Source organism: Hyphomonas adhaerens MHS-3, assembly GCF_000685235.1.
Taxonomy (GTDB): Bacteria; Pseudomonadota; Alphaproteobacteria; order Caulobacterales; family Hyphomonadaceae; genus Hyphomonas; species Hyphomonas adhaerens.
The window spans coordinates 251,831-265,442 of sequence record NZ_ARYH01000002.1 but is presented as its reverse complement, the minus strand read 5'-3'; the positions used below and the strand labels follow the sequence as shown (position 1 = coordinate 265,442).

At 58.9% G+C, this 13,612-nt stretch carries 11 protein-coding genes; 1 reads left to right on the top strand and 10 read right to left on the bottom strand.

Annotation, left to right across the window (positions count from 1 at the left end):
• Positions 1-224: 224 nt before the first annotated feature.
• From HAD_RS13365 to gltX, 4 genes are all read right to left on the bottom strand, one after another.
• The gene (locus HAD_RS13365) at positions 225-1,235 is read right to left on the bottom strand and encodes an adenosine deaminase (protein ID WP_035572514.1); all 1,011 of its coding nucleotides are present in this window, start codon (positions 1,233-1,235) and stop codon (positions 225-227) included.
• A 127-nt stretch (positions 1,236-1,362) separates the two neighbouring features.
• The gene (purQ, locus tag HAD_RS13360) at positions 1,363-2,031 is read right to left on the bottom strand and encodes a phosphoribosylformylglycinamidine synthase subunit PurQ (protein ID WP_035572512.1); all 669 of its coding nucleotides are present in this window, start codon (positions 2,029-2,031) and stop codon (positions 1,363-1,365) included.
• Positions 2,032-2,151: 120 nt separating this feature from the next.
• Positions 2,152-3,456 carry a citrate synthase gene (locus HAD_RS13355; RefSeq protein WP_035572931.1) on the bottom strand — a complete coding sequence of 435 codons (1,305 nt, stop codon included), beginning with the start codon at positions 3,454-3,456 and terminating at the stop codon, positions 2,152-2,154.
• Between the two features lie 44 nt (positions 3,457-3,500).
• A complete protein-coding gene (gltX, locus tag HAD_RS13350) occupies positions 3,501-4,961 on the bottom strand; it encodes a glutamate--tRNA ligase (RefSeq protein ID WP_035572510.1) in 1,461 nt (486 codons plus the stop codon).
• Positions 4,962-4,982: 21 nt separating this feature from the next.
• Here gltX and HAD_RS13345 point away from each other — a divergent pair, with 21 nt between their 5' ends.
• Positions 4,983-7,067, top strand: a complete 2,085-nt coding sequence (locus HAD_RS13345) for a ComEC/Rec2 family competence protein (RefSeq protein WP_051596301.1) — start codon at positions 4,983-4,985, stop codon at positions 7,065-7,067.
• Here the strand turns inward: HAD_RS13345 and lexA are convergent.
• The 6 genes from lexA to HAD_RS13315 all read right to left on the bottom strand — a co-directional run bounded on the left by lexA (position 7,058) and on the right by HAD_RS13315 (position 13,599).
• A complete protein-coding gene (gene lexA / locus HAD_RS13340; RefSeq protein WP_035572509.1) occupies positions 7,058-7,741 on the bottom strand; it encodes a transcriptional repressor LexA in 684 nt (227 codons plus the stop codon). The genes HAD_RS13345 and lexA overlap by 10 nt on opposite strands.
• A gap of 62 nt (positions 7,742-7,803) precedes the next feature.
• A complete protein-coding gene (gene trpC, locus HAD_RS13335) occupies positions 7,804-8,607 on the bottom strand; it encodes an indole-3-glycerol phosphate synthase TrpC (RefSeq protein WP_035572507.1) in 804 nt (267 codons plus the stop codon).
• Positions 8,604-9,638 (bottom strand): anthranilate phosphoribosyltransferase, encoded by a 1,035-nt coding sequence (trpD, locus tag HAD_RS13330; protein ID WP_035572505.1) that lies wholly within the window; start codon positions 9,636-9,638, stop codon positions 8,604-8,606. Before trpD ends, trpC begins: the two co-directional genes overlap by 4 nt.
• Positions 9,639-9,695: 57 nt before the next feature.
• The gene (locus tag HAD_RS13325) at positions 9,696-10,274 is read right to left on the bottom strand and encodes an anthranilate synthase component II (RefSeq protein WP_035572503.1); all 579 of its coding nucleotides are present in this window, start codon (positions 10,272-10,274) and stop codon (positions 9,696-9,698) included.
• On the bottom strand, positions 10,271-11,698 hold the full coding sequence (trpE, locus tag HAD_RS13320; protein WP_035572500.1) for an anthranilate synthase component I: 1,428 nt from the start codon (positions 11,696-11,698) through the stop codon (positions 10,271-10,273). The genes HAD_RS13325 and trpE overlap by 4 nt, the downstream gene beginning before the upstream one ends.
• Complete coding sequence (locus HAD_RS13315) at positions 11,695-13,599, bottom strand: peptidylprolyl isomerase (protein WP_162177517.1); 1,905 nt, start codon at positions 13,597-13,599, stop codon at positions 11,695-11,697. The genes trpE and HAD_RS13315 overlap by 4 nt, the downstream gene beginning before the upstream one ends.
• Positions 13,600-13,612 lie beyond the last annotated feature (13 nt).

Genomic DNA, 13,612 nt, shown 5'->3' with positions numbered 1-13,612 from the left:
GCTCCTGTCTGATATTTAACCTCACGCGGCCAGTTAATGCCGACAGACACGCAAAAACAGAGTAAATAGGGAAAATAATGCCCCTATGGCGGCCAATAGTGAAAAAGTGTGACGGATCCATCACACTTTTAATGACCTATTTAGGAGCTTAGCAGCTGCAAAAACTATCTTGGGGTGCCGGACAGATTTGGAAAATCTGCTGCTCTAGAAGGGCTTTTTGTCCTTCAATATCTGACGCTATCAACTTCCCGGATGAGGCGTGCCTTTTCATCGTCAGGCAAGAATGACGCCGTGAAGCTGTTCCGGGCCAACTGGACCAATTGCTCGTCCGTCAGGTCCAGCGCCTTCTGGATCGCCTCATAGTTCTTTCCGATATAACCGCCGAAATAAGCTGGGTCATCGGAGTTCACCGTAACCAGCAGCCCCGCTTCAAGCTGCGCCTTCAGGGGGCTGTCTCTGAGGTCATCTATCACGCACAGGGCGAGGTTTGAGAGTGGGCAATTGGTCAAGGGGGTTTGGGAATCGCGCAGGATTTCGATCAAAGCGGAATCCTCCATCGCGCGATTGCCGTGGTCGATTCGGTCTGCACCTATGTCCAGCAACGCTTCCCGGACATAGGCTGGGGGCCCTTCTTCACCGGCGTGAAGACACAATTTGAATCCCAGTTCGCGGCATTTCGCGAACAAGCGTTCAAATTTGAGAGGCGGGTGCCCAACTTCCGAACTATCGAGGCCCACGCCGACAAATTTGTCATGCCAGGGTTTGGATTCGTCGAGCAAGGCGAAGCCGTCGTCTTCGGACAGATGTCTCAGGAAGCTCATGATCAGCTCCGACGTGATGCCGAGTTCCTGTTGTCCTCGCTCCAGCGCCGACAGGATGCCCTCCGTCACAGTGCCAAACGCCACGCCACGTTCAGTATGGGCTTGCGGGTCGTAGAACATTTCGACATGGCGCACATTATCTGCCTTGGCGCGAAGCAGGTACGCCCATGTCAGATCGTGAAAATCCTGCTCCGTGCGAAGCACGTTCATGCCCTGGTAGTACAGGTCCAGAAACTCCTGCAGGTTCGCGAAATCATATGCCGCCTTCGCCTCTTCAAGCGTCTTGAAGGGGATCTCGATCCGGTTTCGCTCTGCAAGCTCCATCATCATCTCGGGCTCAAAGCTGCCCTCAATATGCAAGTGCAATTCTGCCTTGGGCAGGCGCGCGATTAATTCGGCGTGGTTCGTAGCCATGCGAGTCCTCCGGAGCAGGGAAGATGATAGGGGGAATTACACGAGCGCCTCAACCATCATGGGCAGATGCGAGAGCGTCGAGAGGAATTTGTAAAGGAGCCGCTTGAGCCGTTGAATGCCAACCGGTTCAAGCCGCACTCAGCAGGCTTTCGAAAAGGCCGATGCCGTCGTCACCGCCTTCATGTCCGCCAATTGCTCGCTCGGGATGCGGCATAAGACCCAGCACGCGTCCATTTTCACTCAGGATGCCGGCGATATCACGGGCAGACCCATTTGGGTTGCTGCCGGATGCATAGCGGAATGCGACGTGGCCTTCGCCCTCAATCCGGTCCAGCGTGGCATCATCTGCGAAATAGTTGCCATCATGGTGGGCGATCGGGATGACCACTTCGCCGCGCCCTTTGTAAGCACTTGTGAAGGCTGTGTTCGACGTTTCGACAGTGAGCGACTGGGGTTTGCATACGAAATGCAACGACGCGTTTCGCATGAGCGCCCCAGGAAGAAGCCCGGTCTCGCAAAGAATCTGGAAGCCATTGCAGACGCCCAATACATAGCCGCCGCGGGCGGCGTGGGCTTTCAGCTGCGAGATGATGGGTGAATTGCCTGCCATGGCCCCGCAGCGCAGGTAATCCCCGTAGGAGAAACCTCCCGGCACCATGACGAAATCAGTGCCTTCAGGGATCGTTCCGTCCTTGTGCCAGACCATGGCCGGGGCCTTGCCGGTCACCTTGAGGAGCGCATCGTGGGCATCACGATCACAGTTCGAGCCAGGGAAGACGATGACAGCGGTTTTCATGGGGCAGCCTTTAGCAAGGAGTCGGGGCCGAAGGAAACGGGGAAATTCTTCTCAACACGCAGAAAAGAAAACGCCACCTGTTCGCGGCAGGTGGCGTTTTCAGTGTCATGTCAGAGCGCCTCAGCGTTTTTCGATCGGAACATAGTCCCGTTTCGCTGCGCCGGTATAGATCTGGCGCGGGCGGCCGATGCGCTGGGTCGGATCGTCGATCATTTCGTTCAGCTGTGCGACCCAGCCGACGGTACGGGCGAGAGAGAACAGCACGGTGAACATCTGCTTCGGGAAGCCAATCGCGTCGAGAATGATACCCGAATAGAAATCGACATTTGGATAGAGCTTCTTGTCGATGAAGTATTCATCTTCAAGCGCGATGCGCTCCAGCTCCATCGCGACTTTCAGGATTGGCGTATCCTTCAGGCCCAGCAGATCGAGCACTTCGTGTGCCGACTCGCGCATCACTTTGGCGCGGGGGTCGTAATTCTTGTAAACGCGGTGACCGAAGCCCATCAGACGGAACGGGTCATTCTTGTCCTTGGCTTTTTCGATGTATTCCGGGATCCGATCTACCGAGCCAATTTGATGCAGCATGTTGAGGCAAGCCTCGTTCGCGCCGCCATGGCTCGGGCCCCAGAGGCATGCAACGCCTGCAGCGACAGCGGCGAACGGGTGCGCACCGGAAGACCCGGCAAGGCGCACGGTCGATGTCGATGCGTTCTGCTCGTGATCGGCGTGAAGAATGAAGAAGCGGTCCATGGCCTTGGCGATAGCCGGGTCCACTTTGTAATCTTCGGCCGAAACCGAGAAGCACATGTTCAGGAAGTTCTCAGCGTACGAGTACTCGTTCCGGGGATCGACGTATTTCTGGCCCAGATTGTACTTCAGGATGCGGGCACAAAGGGTCGGCATCTTGGCCAAAAGGCGGATCGAGTTCAAACGGCGCTCAGCAGGGTCCTCGCTATCCATGGCGCCAGGATAGAAGGAGGCGAGACCGCCCACGGTTGCCGTCAGCATGGCCATCGGGTGGCTGTCGCGGCGGAAACCTTCGAAGAAGCGGTCCATCTGAGTGTGCAGCAGGGTATGCTGCTTGATGGTGTCGTTGAACACTTCAAGTTCGGACGTCGATGGAAGTTCACCGTACAGGATCAGGTGGCAAACTTCCGGGAAGGTGGATTGTTCGGCGAGTTGCCCGATCGGGTAACCGCGGTGAAGGAGAACGCCTTCGTCCCCATCGATAAACGTAATCTGGCTTTCACAGCTGGCGGTCGACGTGAAGCCCGGGTCGAACGTGAAGTGGTTGGTCTCTGCATATACGCGGCGGATATCGATCACGTCCGGACCGTGTGTTCCGGACAAAACCGGAAGGTCGTAGGAATTTCCGGCAACATCCAGTTTTGCAATGCCGTTTTGTTTCGTCTTGTTTTCCATCAGCCTTACCTTCAAACCCTTCTTGTTTCTCAGGCGCCCGGACATCAGTCCGGCGCCAGTTGATCCTCAATTCTTCCAAGCGCCTCGTCCCGGCCGAGCCATTCCAGAACCGGCGCAATATCCGGTGCAGGGAGGCCGCCTGTGAGTGCTGCGCGCAGCGGTTGGCCTATCTGCCCCATAGATAGGCCTTGTGCAGTGCAATAAGTAGATATCGCTACAGAAATGTGTTCTGCCGTCCAATCTGGCAGCTGCTGCAGTACGTCGCGCAACCTGCGCAAGCGGTCAAGCCCCTCTCCGGAAACAGCTTTCCGGGCTTTCTTGTTCATTTGCAGCGGACGTTTCGCCAGCAGGAATGCAAAAGACTGTGCCAGTTCAGGCAAAGTCGTTCCCCGATCCTTCAAATGCGGCAAAGCCTTGCGCAAACGCGGCTCTGCCTCTCCGATCGAGCCTTCCGTCTCCCAGTAGGGCTTCAACAGCTGGAACAGACGCTCTTCGTCGGCCAGGCGCAGAAAATGTGCGTTCACCTGTCCGAGTTTGTCGAGATCCAGACGACCTGGCGCCCGATTGATTCCGGAGATGTCAAAGGCGGCGACAGCCTCCTCATCGGTGAATATTTCCTGATCGCCGTGGCTCCAGCCGATTCGCAGCAAGTAGGCCCGCATCGCTTCAGGAAGGTAGCCCATGTCACGATAGGCGAGCGTGGACAGCGCTCCGTGGCGCTTTGACAGCTTCGCACCATCGGGCCCGTGGATCATGGGCACATGCGACATATGCGGGATGTCCCAGCCCATTGCCTCATAGATCGGCGTCTGGCGGAACGCGTTCCGCAAATGGTCATCACCGCGGATGATATGGGTGATGCCCATGTCATGGTCGTCCACCACCACTGCCAGCATGTACGTGGGGGTTCCGTCGGCGCGCAGCAGGATCAGATCGTCCAGTTCGCTGGCCTGAATACGAACCGTGCCCTGTACGCCGTCTTGGAGCACGCGTTCACCGCCATCCGGCGCGCGAAGACGTACGGTAAAAGGCGCATCTGGCGAAGGCGGTGGTGCGCCGTCTCGCCAAGGCGACCGGTAAGGCGCCAGCAAGGCATGCGCCTCTGCTTGCAGAGACGCTTTTTCTTCTTCGGAAATACCGTCTGCCTTGGCCGCTTGTCGCTTTTCTTCGCCAAGTTCACGCCGAGCCTGCAGTTCTTCCTGAGTGGCATAGCAGCGGAACGCTGTTCCGCGCCGGACCATTTCTTCGGCGACTTCAGCATGCCTTGCGGCACGTTCAAATTGCATCATGGGGGGCGCGTCAGGCGTTAGCCCGAGCCACTCCATGCCCTCCAGGATCGCCGCAGTCGCTTCCGGTGTGGAGCGTTTGCGATCGGTGTCCTCGATGCGGAGAAGAAACTTCCCGTTGTTGTGTTTCGCGAAGAGGTAGTTGAAAAGTGCCGTACGAGCGCCGCCAATATGGAGCATGCCAGTAGGAGAGGGGGCAAATCGCGTGACGACGTCCATGTCTCGTAAGGGCTCCATTAAATGCAGAAATTGAGGCGTCCCGGCTGGCAGAAACACAAGGTTGGTCCTGAAGGCAAGAGGCTGGGGCCAGCGATTGCAGCACTGTGGGACAGCCTTTGGTCCATCACGGAAATCGACTCACGCCCCTTGCTGCTCGGGTTTTCCCTCTGCGCCGGAGTGATTGTCTACTTCTCGCAGTCCGCCGAACCGCTTGTCTGGCCCTGTGTCGCAGCAACAATTGCCGCAGGCGCCGTCTATCTGGCCGCACGCGCGATCTGGTGGATGTCGCCCGTGAGCCTCCCACTCTTGATTGTGTTGGGATTGACCGGAGGGTTTACAGCGGCTGCCATCCGAACAGCCAACGTGGCTGCACCCGTGGTCAAGGAGCAAACCCGGCCCATGATGCTGGAAGGCTGGATCACAGAGGTGGAGCCCGGCACAAAAGGCGCCCGGTTACGCATAAACGTGCATGCGATGTCAGGAGTCAGTCCTGACGACACACCGAAATATGTTCGCGTAACCCACAGGCTGAACCTGCAAGTGGCGCCGGGGCGCTTCGTTAGGTGTTATGTGCAATTGCGTCCACCGCCTTCGCCGTCGCTTCCGGGTGACTATGACTTCCGGCGTCAGGCCTGGTTCGAACAGCTGGGAGGTGTTGGCTATGTGATGGGCCGGTGCCGGGGTGGAACACTCGGTGCCCCTCGGGGTTGGAGCAAGCAGCTTGGGCTCGACGTGTCTGCATTTCGCCGCCGCCTGGCCGAACACGTAAACATTGCCGCGGGCGAACGCGCCGGCGGTTTTGCGGCAGCGCTCATATCGGGCGACCGGAGTTTCATGAATACCGCTGACCAGGATGCGTTGCGTGCCTCGGGACTGTCTCACCTGTTGGCGATTTCAGGCCTGCACATGGCGATGGTGGGCGGCCTCGTTTTCCTGATCGTGTGGCGCACGCTCGCCCTTATCGAACCGCTGGCGCTTCGCATTGCCGTTCAGAAGCCCGCTGCAGTTGCGGCGCTGGTGGCCAGCCTGACTTATCTCGTTATTTCCGGTGCCAGTGTGTCGACGCAGCGCGCGTTCATCATGTCTGCGGTCGTCTTCGGCGCAGTGCTTGCCGATCGCGCGGCACTCAGTCTGCGTTCCTATGCAATCGCGATGATCCTCGTCGTCCTGTTGCAGCCGGAAAGTGTTGTGACCCCCGGTTTCCAGATGTCGTTTGCAGCCTCGGGTGCCCTCATTGCCACCTATGATGCCTGGTCGCGCCGGCGTGCGGAACAGGAGCGTGTCCTTGGCTCTGTATCGTTCACTTGGGCCTCATTGTTTGTCACGTCTCTGATCGCGGGCACCGCCACCGCACCTTTTGCGATTTATCATTTCGACCGGTTGGCAGGCTTCGGGCTGATGGCAAATCTTCTGGCGATGCCGATCATCTCGTTCGTCAGCGCGCCGCTGGCCGCGCTTTCATTGATCCTTACGCCCTTCGGGTTCGGTGATCTGGGCCTCAGATTGTTCGGCTATTCGCTGGAAGCCGTTCTGGCTGTGGCACATTGGACCGCCAGCCTGCCCAACGCGGCTGTCACCTTACCAATCTCCATGCCGGTAACGACGCTTTTACTGAGCGCGCTGGCGATTGGCTGCGCCATGGCGGCGAAAGGGCGGGCCCGCTTGCTGCTTGCCAGCATGTTGATCGTTCCGGCCGGAGGACTCTGGCTTCAAGCTGACATTGTCATTGCGCATTGGTCGCCATCCGGCGACATATTCCTTCGAAATGAGCATGACGAACTCGTCCGTTACCAACTGGTCGATGGCGACGGGCTACCGCCGTTGCGATACGCCAATACCGAGACCGGAAAACTGTGCGGCGCTTCAGCGTGCAAGGTCTCTGTCGCCAGAGGGAAACTCCCAGCAGGAACAGCGACCCTCTATCAGGGCGCCAGCCCGGACGCGGCTTCTGTTGAACTCAGGCTAGACGAGTCAGTTCTAGACTTCTCCTGGCCTGACGTGCGGCAAGCGGGAGGCATTACCGTAAAATCGGGCCGACATGGCCTGGATGTTGTGACTGCCCCGAAATGCGGAAACAGGCCCTGGCGGACATGCGATCAGTCGTAGCGGCGCACCAATGCGACCAGCCGACCCTGTACGGCAACACGATCCGGTCCAAAAATTCTTGTTTCATAGGCCGGGTTGGCGGCTTCAAGCGCAACAGACGCGCCTTTACGGCGCAAGCGCTTCAATGTGGCTTCCTCGCCATCAATGAGCGCAACGACAATATCGCCGGTGCTCGCAGACTCCGTCCGACGGCAGATAACGATGTCGCCTTCGAGAATGCCGGCATCGATCATCGAATCGCCCTGAACCTCGAGCGCAAAATGCTCTTCGCTGTCCGACAGGCCATCCGGGGCGTTCACATAGCCATTGTCCTGCTGGATGGCCGAAATGGGTAAGCCAGCGGCAATCCGGCCAATAAGCGGAACAGTACGGGGAGAGGCTTCCGCGGCGGGCTGACCCGCTGTGACGAGCGCCGGTCGGAAATCTTTCCGGCCCCGGGGGGAGGATCCTGCCACCGCAGATTCAGGCAGTTTCAGCACTTCCAGAGCCCGCGCCCGGTGAGCCAGCCGGCGAATGAAGCCGCGTTCTTCCAGCGCCGTAATCAGGCGGTGAATGCCGGATTTTGACGCGAGATCGAGCGCTTCTTTCATCTCGTCGAAGGAGGGGGAAACACCCGTCTCCTTGATGCGTTCATTGATGAAGAGCAGGAGCTCTTTCTGCTTGCTTGTCAACATGTTGAGCCGCCTATGATCCGAATCTTTGTTCACATGTGTTCTACATGTGTTCACCGTTCGGGTCAATTGCCGTTGGTTGTTCTCAACTCCACCACAGCCGCCTCTCTGAGCGCGCCACGCTTCATCAGACTCTCTCCGATCAGGTAGCGCCTGGCCCCGCATTTCCGGAGACGTGCAATATGGTCCGGCGTGGAAATACCGCTCTCTGCGACCAGATGTCGGTCACCGGGAACAAGCGGCGCCAACCGTTCGGTGGTCGACAGGTCGGTCACCATGCGTTTCAGGTCCCGGTTGTTTATGCCAATAAGAGGGGAAGGCAGGCGCAGGGCTCGTTCGAGTTCGGCTTCATTGTGCGTCTCGACCAGGACATCCATGCCATAGTCCATGGCGCAATGGGTCAGGTCTGCTGCCAGTCCGTCGTCAAGGCTGGCCATGATCACCAGTACGCAATCCGCGCCCCAGGCTCGGGCCTCTGCGACTTGAATGGGATCGATCATGAAGTCTTTGCGCAGCATGGGAATGCTGACGACCTTCCGGATCGCTTCGAAATCCTCAAGGCTGCCGCCAAAGCTCGGTCCGTCGGTCAATACGGACAGGCAGGCTGCGCCGCCGGATTCGTACTCTTTCGCGATTTCGACCGGATTTGCGCCCGGGAGTATTTCTCCAGCGGAAGGACTTTTGCGCTTCAATTCACAGATGAGGGCGTTCTGATCGGTGTCCGCCACGGCTGACAACGCCGCTGCAAACCCCCGGGCAGGGGCGGCCGCACGTGCCTTTGCGTCCATGTCGGCGAAGCTGGACTGTTGCTTGAGGTCGGCAACTTCGCCCCGCTTGTAGTCGATGATCCTGTCCAGCGCGGTTGTCATACGAGCGGCTCGCCCCGCGACAGTGCGACAAGTTTTCGAAGCGTTTGCTTCGCATTCCCGGAATCGATGGCCTCCGCGGCCATGGCAACGCCTTCCTTAAGACTGGCGGCCTTGCCATGAACATGCAGTCCCGCTGCCGCGTTCAGCAGGACCGTTGCCCGGAAGGGAGTCTCATGCCCATCCAGGAGCTCCGTAATCGCCAATGCGTTGCCGGAAACGTCCTCGCTTTCGAGGGCAGACAGTGGGTGCGTATCCAATCCGGCGTCCGAGGGATGAATCTCGAATTCCCGCAACGTTCCGTCTTCCACGACCTCGCAAACCTTGCTCGGGCCGGCGATGGAGAGTTCGTCTATTCCATCGAGTCCATGCACGACCCAGGCGCGCTTCGTCCCGAGCCGCCCCAAAGCCTCGGCGACAGGCCGCACCCATTCCGGGGCGTATACGCCAAGGACCTGATGACAAGCGCCCGCCGGGTTGGTCAACGGACCGAGCAGATTGAAGACCGTTCGAATGCCAAGCTTGGCACGCACCGGTGCGACATGGCGCATGGCGCTGTGGTGGCTCCGCGCAAACAGGAAGGCGACGCCGGCCCCGTCCAGGCAATTGAGGAACTCTTCTTCGCTGATCTCCAGATTCACGCCCAGCGCTTCCAGAACGTCGGCAGACCCGGTTTTCGGGGGCACCGAACGATTGCCATGTTTGGCGACGCGGCCACCGGCCGCTGCAATGACGATCGCGCTGGCGGTTGAGGTGTTGAGGCTCTTCCAGGGCAGGCCGCCCGTGCCGCATGTATCGAGCAGGTCACCGTCGGTGGCGACCGTTCTGGCGTGCTGTCGCATGATGGTTGCGCCCGCAGTCAGCTCGTCCGCTGTTTCGCCACGTACCGCGAGCCCCATCAGGAACGCGCCAATTTCCTCTGGCGCCGCATCACCTGACAGGAGCGTGTCGAACGCGCCTTTCAGCATGTCGTCTTCGAGGGGCTGGCGGCGTGCGAGCGCTTTCAGCGCATTGGAAAGAGAAGCGTCGGTCATGGGACGCAACCGATAGCGGTCTTGCCCCTGTCGCTCAATAGCGGACTGGGAGAAGGATCAGAGTTTATCGAGCCAGTTCTTCAGCAGGGCATGGCCATGTTCCGTCAGGATGCTTTCAGGGTGGAACTGGACCCCATAAACCGGCCGGGACTTGTGATGCAGGGCCATGATCTCACCATCATCGGTGAAGGCATCGGCCACGAGATCTTCCGGCAGGTCCTCCGGCCGCACGGCGAGCGAATGGTACCGCACCACGCGGTAGGTCTCAGGCAGGCCTTCGAACAGGTCGCCGCCCGTCTGGTGAATGTCAGACAGTTTGCCGTGCCGGATTTCCCGGGCGGTGATGACTTTGCCGCCAAAAGCCTGGCCGATTGACTGGTGACCGAGGCAAACGCCAAGGATTGGCAGGTTTTCCGGCGCCTTCTGGATCAGCGCCACGCAGATGCCTGCCTCGTTGGGCGTGCAGGGACCGGGGGACAGGAGAATGCCATCGAAACCGCTGGTGAGCGCTTCTTCAACCGTCATGGCATCATTGCGCACAACAGTCGTGTCCGCGCCCAGCTCTTCCAGATAGTGGACGAGATTCCAGGTGAAGCTGTCATAATTGTCGACGACGAGGACTTTCTTCCGGCTCATTGGTCGAACTCGTACGCTGCGGCCAGCTCAGCGGCGCGCTTGAGGGCGCCCGCCTTATGCTGGGTCTCGTCATATTCGTATTGCGGATCGGAATCGAGCACGACCCCGCCGCCCGCCTGAATGTGCAGCTTGCCGTCTTTCAGGACAGCGGTACGCAGCGCGATGCACGTATCGAGATCGCCGTTCCAGCCGAAATACCCGACTGCGCCGCCATAGATTTCGCGCGCATTTGTTTCCATCTCGTCGATGATCTGCATTGCACGGATCTTGGGGGCGCCGGAAACCGTGCCCGCCGGGAAGCCCGCGAACAGGGCATCCACCGCGTCCAGCCCCTCACGCAGGTCACCTTCGACGTGGCTGACGATATGCATCACGTGGCTGTAGCGTTCGACAATAAATTGCTCCGTGACCTGAACGCTCCCATAGGCGGCGACACGTCCGACATCGTTGCGGCCCAAATCCAGCAACATCAGGTGTTCAGCAATTTCCTTTGGATCGTTCAGCAGGCTTTCAGCGCGCTTTGCATCCTCCACCGGATCACCGGAACGAGGCCTTGTGCCTGCGATGGGGCGGATGGCAACCCGGCCGTTCCGGACACGCACCAGTATTTCCGGACTGGACCCAACCAGCCGCACATCTCCCAAATTCATGTGGAACATGAAAGCCGACGGGTTTAGCCGACGCAGGGCACGATAGAAGCTGATCGATTTTTTGTTGAACGGCGTGGAAAAGCGCTGGCTTGGAACAACCTGGAAAATGTCGCCTGCCTTGATGTATTCACGGCATTTGTCGACGATTTCGAAATATCGGTCCTGGCTCGTATTCGAAGTAAGCTCTACCGGTTCTGCTGCCTGGTCCGCCGGAGGGAACATGGGCAGCGACTGGAGCTGTTTCTCAACCTCATCCAGCTGGCGGTTGATATCGTCTTCGTTGCCGTTCTCGACCCGGCCGACCAGAAGCAATTCCTGATAGATGTGATCAAATACGATCACTACTTTTGGAATGACCAAAAGCGCTTCGGGCACATTCAATGCTTCGGGCTTGGTGATATCCACAGGCTCGACGTGTTGGATCATGTCATAGCCGACATAGCCGAATGCGCCGGACGCCATAGGCGGCAGGTCTTCATCCGTCTCTGCCCGGGCGAATTCCACGAAAGCGCGCAGAGCCTCGACAGGGCTGCCGTCCATGCGTTTGGCGTCGGAGAAGTCTGCTGTCGTTGCCGTTTCTGGAACTCCGTCCAAAATCCGGAACCAGACTTGCGGCGCGCCACCGATGAAGGAGTATCGTCCAAGCCGCTCTCCACCGGCGATCGACTCGAACAGGAAACTGCCGGGTGCATCGACACCCAGTTTCAACATGGCCCCTACGGGTGTTTCGACATCCCCGATCCGCCGGCGAACGATAAGTTTTGCGCGGCTCATTGGTCTGTCGTGATGGAGGCTTTGTAGGCGTTATAGGCTCCGGAATTCACCTTGAGCTTCACAGCGCCAGCCATCTCGGTTTGCATTGCCGCTGCAAGATCAGAATCCAGGGACGTGACGAGCGCGCTCGAGGCTCTCGGGTCAGCGGCTGCGAGGTCCGCTGCAGAGGGATCATTCACGGCTTTAAGCTGGACGATCATGTACTTGTCGCCGGTGCGGTTCGGATAGGTGAACACTTCGCCCGGTTTACCGGAAAAGATGCCGCCAATCGCCGAATTCGGCAGGCCGCTGTCTTCAGCACTCATGCGGGTTACGGACGAGGGCGGGGTTTCGAGCTCGGCCTTCGCTGCACGCGCTTCTGCCTCGAGCGAAGAGGCGCCGCTTTCAATCCGGTCCTTGATGGACTTCACCATGGTTTGGGCAGCTTCACCTTCGTTGCGCAAGATCAGGGCCTGCCGCACATCGTCTTTCACCTCGTCAAAGTCCGGCGTCGAAGGAGGGACGATCTTGCGGGTGGAGATCACATAGGTCACATCGTCCTTGATGAACTGGTTCGACGTGTCGTTCACGTTCATGGTGAACGCCTGCTTGAAAGCGTCGCCCGCATCGAGCAGGCCCATCATCGGCAAGCCGTCTTCCGTATAACCGTTCTGATCGACCGGTTCGAATGAAATGACCGGCACCCCAAGTTCGCTGGCGATCTGCCCGAGGTCAAAGCCTGCATTGATCGATCGATCAAGCGCCTCGAGCTTGTCATACAGGAGCAGGGTGGCCCGTTCGCGTGCCAGGTCGGTGCGGATTTCTTCGGAAACGTCTTCGATAGGAAAGACGGCGCCCGGCTGGACGGAAACAAGCCGGGCAATAAGCCAGCGGCCATCCCCCATGTCCTTGGGGCCGAAAAGGGCACCGCTTTGCTTGCCCGGTCCAAACATCGCATCACGCAGCAGCTGGTCGTCGACATCCTCTGCCAAGGATGTTTTGGAGTCGCGGGAAACAACGCCCTGGAGCGTGGAGGGGTCTGCCCCGCCGGCGAGGGCGCCGAATGCATCCCGGGCGGCATCGCGGGAATCGAACATCAATTCGACGTAGGTCCGTTGTTCAGGCTCGGAAAAGCGCTCCGACTTGCTGGCTTCGTAGATCGTTGCAATTTCCTGCTCGGTCACTTCAACCTGGCTCAGGAAATCGTCTGCGGACACTTTCACCAGATCAATTCCGCGCCGCTCAGGCTGCTTCAGTGCATCGAGGTTCTCATTGTAAAATGCAAGAACCTCTTCTTCAGTTGGCGCGTCCGGCTTCGGGACATCTGCAGCGTCCAGAATGAACCAGGCGACATCACGGGATTCAGCCAGATAACGCGCCTGGACGGCTTTCAGGACATCCGGGGAAATCAAACCTGCGATCGTGCCTGCCTGGAGCGCTTGCAGCGTCAGGTCGCTCTTCACCTGGTCCTCATACTCAGCCTGCGAGAACCGGTTCTGTGCCAGCACGCGCTGATAGGTCGCCAGATCCAACTCGCCTGTGAGCGGGTTCTTGAAGGCGTCCTGCTTCCGGAGCTCCGCCAGTACGGCGTCCGTGGACGGCGCGACACCGATCTTTGAAGCGAAACCCAGGATCGTGGTCTGAGACTGCTCCAGCTGGAAGACCTGATCCACCATACCGCGCTCAACGGCCTGGTCCTTGGTAATCGGGTTGTCGTTCTGCTGGTTGACGTTGCGCAGCATCACTTCGATCCGGCGATCGAACCCTTCGACCGTCACGGACGACTTACCTGCGGCCATGAGATCGGAGCCAAGACCGTTGCGCACCTGGTTGAAAATCTGGTCCACGCCCCAGAACGCCATACCTGCAATGATGATCATGGCAATGAACTTGCCTAGAATCGATTGGGTCAGGCGTTTCATCAGCGCGAGCATG